The following is a 6,261-nucleotide window of genomic DNA, read 5'->3' as shown; positions in this document are numbered from 1 at the left end:
CTGGAGCGCTTGCCGCCGCCACCGCCACCGCCGCCCCCGCCGCGGCGGGGGCGGCGGTGGCGGTGGCGGCGGCAAGCGCTCCAGCGTGCCGAGCTGGGACGAGATCATGTTCGGCACCAAGAAGGACTGAGCCGGGCAGCAGCGGGCCCCGCACACCGTCGGTGTGCGGGGCCCGGTCGTACCTGCCTCAGCGTCCCCGGATCAGCGTCCGGTGGGGGTCCCCTCCGTGTCCACCGGCGCCGGCGCGGGGGTGTCCACGACGACCTGCTCCGAACGCAGCTCCGCGCGGAGCACCTGCTCGCCCTGGACGGTCCGCACCCCCACGCTCACCACCTCGACGGGCTGCACGCGCACGGAGACCACGGGGACCTCCTCGTGCAGCACGATCCTCAGCGGTTCGCGGGGTGCGGCGTCGTCGGTCCGCCCGGACGGGACGGCCCCGGCCGCGTCGAGGGGCTCGTGCTCGACCACGAGCTGCTCGACGCGGACCGGGACCTCCACCGTGCGGACCTCGGTGACGACGCGCTTGCGGATGCGGACGCGCTCGCGCGGGACGCGCTCGCGGCCGACGCGCAGTTCCTCGGCCGAGCGGAGGACCTCGGCGCGCTCCTCGTTCAGGAGCGGTCGCGGTCCACACCGGTGCCGGTGCGGGCCGACTCGTCGGTGTCGAGGTCGATGTGCTCCTCGCGGACCTCCGCCGAGACGGTCTCCTCGCCGGTGACGGTCTTGGTGCCCACGCGCACGCGCTCGACGGGCACGGTCTCCTTGGCGGCGAAGGCGCGCTCCTCGTGGAGGGTGACCTCGTGCTCCTCCTCGGTCAGGTCGCCGCCGGACAGCGCCGCACCGCGGTTGGCCTCGGTGATCGGCTCGCGCTCGACCACGACCTCCTCGTGGCTGACCGGCACGGAGCGGGTGACCGTCTCGCTGGTGATGTACTTGCGCAGGCGCGCCCGGCCCGCCTCGCGGCGCTCGGTGCCCACGCGCAGCTCCTCCTTGGAGCGCGTCATGGCGTCGTCGGTGTTCGGGCCGGAGGTGTCGTGGCCCGCACCGCGCACGTCCGCGCCGGTGGTCCCGCCGGTGACGGCGGTGCCCGCGGTCTCCTCGCGGCCGGTGGTGGTGGTCTCGTACTCGCTGCGGTCGCGGCCACCCAGGTCGGCGATGCCGGTGGTGCCGCTGGTGCCCGAGGTGGTCGTCGAGGTCTCGGTGACCGTGCCGCCGGAGGACGCGATGCCGTAGTAGGCGTACAGGTCGTCCTCGTCGCGCTCGGACAGCTCGTGGCCCGGGTCGTGGTGCGGGGCGTCCTTCACCTTGGCCTTGTCGAACGGCACGGTGATGGTCTCGCCGCTCACCGACGCCTGGGAGAGCGGGATGAGGGAGACGTTCGACCCGAACAGACCCGTCTTGACGGAGACCCACTCCGGCTGGTTGGTCGCGTTGTCCAGGTAGACCTCGTCGACCTTGCCGATCTTGTCGCCGTCGGTCCCGGTGACCGTCGCGCCGTACAGCTCCTCGATGGAGTTCATCCCGGAGATCATCTCGTGTCCCTCCTGTTGGACCGGCTGGCTGTTCCGCCAGTTCCTTGCCACCCACAGGGGTACCCGGAGCCCGCGGGCCGAAACGGTGGGACCGGGGTTTTTTCCGGGGGCCGGCGGAACGGCCGCGCCGCGGGCCCCCGGCGGCTCACAGCAGCGCGCTGAAGAGGGGCACGAGGCGCTCGTCGTCCGTGAGGGCGCCGTGCTGGCCGACCAGGCGCAGCGTCTCGGGCCGCATGCGCGCGGAGTCCACCACGGCCACGGGCGCGGTCATGACGGCCAGGACGTCGCCGATGCGCCCTGCCACGCGCTCCTCCACCGCCCCGAACCAGCCGGCGGCCACGGCCTGGGCGCGGGTGAGCACGCACGCGGAGCCCTCCAGGTGCCGGGCCCAGGTGCGCGCGACCTCCGCGGCGGCCCCGGGCTCGGTGTACAGCTGCACCGCGCGCGGCTCGCCGCCGACGTGGCGCACGCCGCGGCGCAGCGCGGGCTGGTGGGCCAGGTCGAGGCGCCGGCCGGCGGCGACGTCGACCATGCCGTGGTCGGCGGTCACCAGCAGCAGGGTGCCCCGGGGCAGCCGGCGGGTCAGCTCCGCGACGGCGGCGTCCACCCTGCCCAGCTCCTCGCCCCACTGCCACGAGCCCACGCCCTCGCCGTGGCCGGTGGCGTCCAGGCGGCCCCAGTACACGTACGTGAAGCCCCGCGCGGCGGCGCGCACGGCCGTCACGGCCGCGTCCACGCGCGCCTCCAGGCGCTCGGGGGTGCCCACGAACCGGCCGCCGCGCAGCGCCGCCTCGGTGAGGCCGGAGCCGTCGAAGTGCGGCGGGGCGACGCGGGTGACGGGCACGCCGGCGGCGGCGAGGGACTGGAAGAGGGTGGGGTGCGGCTGCCAGCGGCGCGGGTCCACCGGCCCGTCCCACTGCAGCTGGTTCAGCAGCGCGTCGCGCTCGGGGTCGAGGACCTCGTAGCCGACCAGGCCGTGGGCGCCGGGGGGCAGGCCGGTGCCCAGCAGGCCCATGCTCGTGGCCGTCGTGGTGGGGAAGCCGGCGGTGAGCAGGTGGTGCTCGCCGTCGGCGCGCCAGCGGCGCAGCGCCGGCGCGTGCCCGGATCGGTCGCGCAGGGCCAGCTCGCCCATGCCGTCCACCAGCAGCAGGCACACGCGGTCGGCCGCGGGCAGCGCCGGGCCCGCCCCCGGCGCGGAGGCGCCGGCGGCGGCGTCCAGGCCGAGCGCGCGCGCGACGGCGGGCACGAGGTCGGCGAGGGTGTCGTGCCCGTAGCCGGGCACCGGCAGCCCCGGCGGGGCGCCGGGTGCGTGGTCGGTACCGCTCACCGGGAGGTGGCGGCCGACAGCGCCCGGGCGAAGTCCACGGCGGCGGCCACCGCGTCGGCGCCCTCGGCGGCGCCGGCGACGCGCACGGTGAGGTCGTCGCCGGTGAGGGTGCCGGTGTAGCCGTGGTCGGCCTCGCAGTCGGGGTCGGCGCAGCCGGCCGGCTCCAGGTCCACGCGCTGCACCGCGCCCCAGCTCAGCGTCAGGCTCACCTCGGCGGGCACCGCGCCGGGGCGGTGGTCGGCCGGGCGGGTGACGACCTGGGAGACCACCACGGAGGCGACCCGCTCCAGCGGCACGGACTCGGTGGAGCACACCGCGTACGGCTCGGGCGAGGTCTCGTCGGGGCCGTGGTCGTCGGCGTGCGCGACGAGCAGGCGGGTGGTGGTGGTGACCAGCACGGTGACGTGGCGGCGCACCTCGTTGGCGTCGATCGTCGTCTCCTGGTGCACCAGGTGGGCGGCGACCTCCTCGCCGCCCAGGGCGGTGAGGACGCTGTCGGCGACGAGCGCCGGGTAGAAGCCGGCGCGCTCGAGGTCCGTCAGGAGGCGCGGGGGCAGCTCGGGGTCGGGTGCCGCGCCCTCCGCGCCGGTGGTGGTGGTCGTCGTGTGCCCGGACCGCCGGGGGTGGGTGCGCTCGCGCATCCCCCCATCCTCCCGCACCGCGGGCACCGCCGCGGCACGTGCCGCGGCCGCGCGCTCAGTCCGGCAGGGTGCGCCGGTCCGGGTCGGCCCGCCCCTGCGGCGGCGCCAGGGAGACGGTGGCCCCCAGCACGCGCGCGCCCCGCTCGGCGACCAGCACCGGCGACAGGCGCAGCTCGGCGATCTCCGGCAGGGCGTCGGCCAGCACCGCCACGCGGGCCACGACGTCCTCCAGGGCGTCCACGTCCATGACGGGGCTGCCGCGGTGGCCGAACAGCTTGGGCGCGGCCTTCACCGAGCGCACCAGGTCGGAGACGTCGACGTCGGTCAGCGGCGGGATGCGGTAGGCCACGTCGCCCATGAGGTCGATCGGGTCGCCCTCGACGCCGAAGCTGACGACCGGGCCGAACAGGGGGTCCTCGGTGCTGCGCACCAGGCAGGGCACGCCCAGCCCGGCCATGTGCTGCACCGCGAGCACCTCGGCGCGCTCGCCGAACACCTGGCGCATGTCCGCCACGGCCTCCGCCAGCGCCACCGGGTTGGTGATGCCCAGCCGCACCCCGCGCAGGTCCTGGCGGCCGGCCAGCTCCTCGCCGACGGTCTTCAGCGCCACCGGCCAGCCCAGGCGCTCGGCGGCGGCGACGGCCTCCTCCACCCCGCGCACCTCCGCGCGCGCCAGCAGGTCGATCCCGCCGGCGCCCAGCAGCGCGCGGGTGCGCTCCTGCCCCAGGGTCAGGCCGTCGGGGGCGCCGGCCAGGGACTCCTCCACCAGGGCGCGGGCGGCGCGCAGGTCCACGCCCGGCGGGGAGAGCGGGTGGCCGCGGTCGCGGCGGCGCCACTGCGCGTAGCGCACCACGGCGGCCAGGGCCCGCACGGCGTCCTCGGGGGTGGGGTAGGAGGGCACCACGGGCGCGCCGCCGGCGCCCGCGGCGTCGGCGTCGGCGGAGACGCTGCGGGTGCCCAGGAAGCAGGTGACGGTGGTCTTGGCGCCGGCGGCCGCGGTGCGGGCCACGGCGGCGGCCACCGCGGGGTCGGTCTCGGGCGTGGGCGGCACCCAGCTGGCCACGACGGCGTCGACGTCGGGGTCGGCGAAGGCGGCCTCCAGGGCGGCGGTGAGCACCTCCACCCCGGCGTAGGAGGGCACCGCGGTGGGCCCGTGCACGACCTGCAGGCCCCAGCTGACGCAGGCGTCGGCGGCCAGGGTGCCCAGGGCGTCGGAGTTGCCCACGACCGCCACGCGCGGCCCCTCGGGCAGGGGCTGGTGCACCGCGACCTGCGCGACGTCGAAGAGCTGGTGGACGTTCTCCACGCGCACCACGCCGGCCTGGCGCAGCATGCTGTCCACGGCCTCGAAGGGCGCCCGGGAGGCGCGCACGGCGTGCCCGGGGGGCACGCCGAAGCCGGAGGCGCCGGACTTGACGACCACCACGGGCTTCTTGCGCGCCAGGGTGCGCGCGACGCGGCTGAACTTGCGGGGGTTGCCCACGCTCTCCAGGTACAGCCCCACCGCGGCGGTGGCCTCGTCGTCGAGCCAGTACTGCATGAGGTCGTTGCCGGAGACGTCGGCGCGGTTGCCGGCCGAGACGAACGTGGACAGCCCCAGCCCGCGGCGCTGGGCGGAGGAGAGCACCGTGACGGCCAGCGCCCCGGACTGGCTGAACAGCCCGAAGCGGCCGGCGGGGGGCATCTGCCCGTACAGGGAGGCGTTCAGCCGCACCGCGGGGTCGGTGTTGACCACGCCGTAGGAGTTCGGGCCCACCACCCGCATGCCGTTGGCGCGGGCGATGCGCACCAGCTCGCGCTGCACGGCCAGGCCCTGCGGGCCGGTCTCGGCGAAGCCGCTGGAGACGACGACCAGGCCCCGCACGCCCTGCGCGGCGCAGTCGGCGACCGTGGGCACCACGGCGGGCGCGGGCACCGCCACGACGGCGAGGTCGACCGGGTCGGGCAGGTCGCGCACCGAGCGCAGCACCGGCACGCCCAGCAGCAGCTCGCCGGGCTCGGCGTCGGCGTTGACGGCGTGCACGGCGCCGGAGAAGCCGCTGGTGACGACGTCGGCGAGCAGGCGGTGGCCCACCGAGCCGGGCGTGCGGCTGGCCCCCACGACGACCACCGAGGACGGCGAGAGCAGCGCCTGCACGCTGCGCGCCTCGGCGCGCTGCTCGCGCGCGCGCATCACGTCCACCGAGCGCTCGGTGGGGTCGATGTCGAAGGAGACCTCCAGCACGCCGTCGGAGTAGCCCTGGCGCACCTCGAAGCCGGCCTCGCGGAAGACGCCGATCATCTTGGCGTTCTGCGGCAGCACGTCGGCGGTGAAGCGGCGGATGCCGCGCTCGCGGGCGGCGGCGGCCAGGTGCTCCAGCAGCACCGAGCCCAGCCCGCGGCCCTGGTGGGCGTCGGAGATGTTGAAGGCGACCTCCGCCGCGCGCGGGGCGCCGGCGCGCACGGGGGCGGCGTCGAAGCGGGCGATGCCGACGATGTCCTCGCCGACGGTGGCCACCAGCGCGACGCGGTCGACGTGGTCGACGTTGGTGAAGCGCTCCAGGTCGCGCGCGGACAGCCGCGGCATGGGGGCGAAGAAGCGCAGGTACCGGGACTCCTCCGACTGGCGGGAGTGGAAGGCCGCCACGAGGTCGGCGTCGGAGGGTCGGATGGGGCGGACGTGCGCGGTGCCCCCGTCGCGGAGGACCACGTCCGCCTCCCAGCGGGTCGGGTAGCCCACCGGCGGCAGCGGCACCATGGCCGCCACCCTAGTGCGGAC

Annotated in this window: 5 protein-coding genes; all 5 read right to left on the bottom strand. The window is 76.7% G+C overall.

Annotated features, from left to right (window positions below; translation table 11 throughout):
• Positions 1-201 precede the first annotated feature (201 nt).
• The 5 genes from GTR00_RS11805 to GTR00_RS11785 all read right to left on the bottom strand — a co-directional run bounded on the left by GTR00_RS11805 (position 202) and on the right by GTR00_RS11785 (position 6,240).
• Positions 202-618 (bottom strand): DUF2382 domain-containing protein, encoded by a 417-nt coding sequence (locus GTR00_RS11805; RefSeq protein WP_166611821.1) that lies wholly within the window; start codon positions 616-618, stop codon positions 202-204.
• On the bottom strand, positions 615-1,535 hold the full coding sequence (locus GTR00_RS11800) for a DUF2382 domain-containing protein (protein WP_240899920.1): 921 nt from the start codon (positions 1,533-1,535) through the stop codon (positions 615-617). The genes GTR00_RS11805 and GTR00_RS11800 overlap by 4 nt, the downstream gene beginning before the upstream one ends.
• 145 nt (positions 1,536-1,680) lie before the next feature.
• Positions 1,681-2,862, bottom strand: a complete 1,182-nt coding sequence (locus GTR00_RS11795) for an alkaline phosphatase family protein (protein ID WP_166611818.1) — start codon at positions 2,860-2,862, stop codon at positions 1,681-1,683.
• Positions 2,859-3,503, bottom strand: coding sequence for a DUF5998 family protein (locus GTR00_RS11790; RefSeq protein WP_205705615.1), 645 nt, complete (start codon positions 3,501-3,503; stop codon positions 2,859-2,861). The genes GTR00_RS11795 and GTR00_RS11790 overlap by 4 nt, the downstream gene beginning before the upstream one ends.
• Positions 3,504-3,558: 55 nt before the next feature.
• Positions 3,559-6,240 carry a bifunctional acetate--CoA ligase family protein/GNAT family N-acetyltransferase gene (locus GTR00_RS11785; protein WP_166611817.1) on the bottom strand — a complete coding sequence of 894 codons (2,682 nt, stop codon included), beginning with the start codon at positions 6,238-6,240 and terminating at the stop codon, positions 3,559-3,561.
• Between the last annotated feature and the right edge of the window lie 21 nt (positions 6,241-6,261).

The sequence above is a fragment of the Kineococcus indalonis genome (assembly GCF_009906395.1).
GTDB lineage: Bacteria > Actinomycetota > Actinomycetes > Actinomycetales > Kineococcaceae > Kineococcus > Kineococcus indalonis.
The sequence above is the reverse complement of the archived record's forward strand: the minus strand, read 5'-3'. Positions and strand labels throughout refer to the sequence as shown.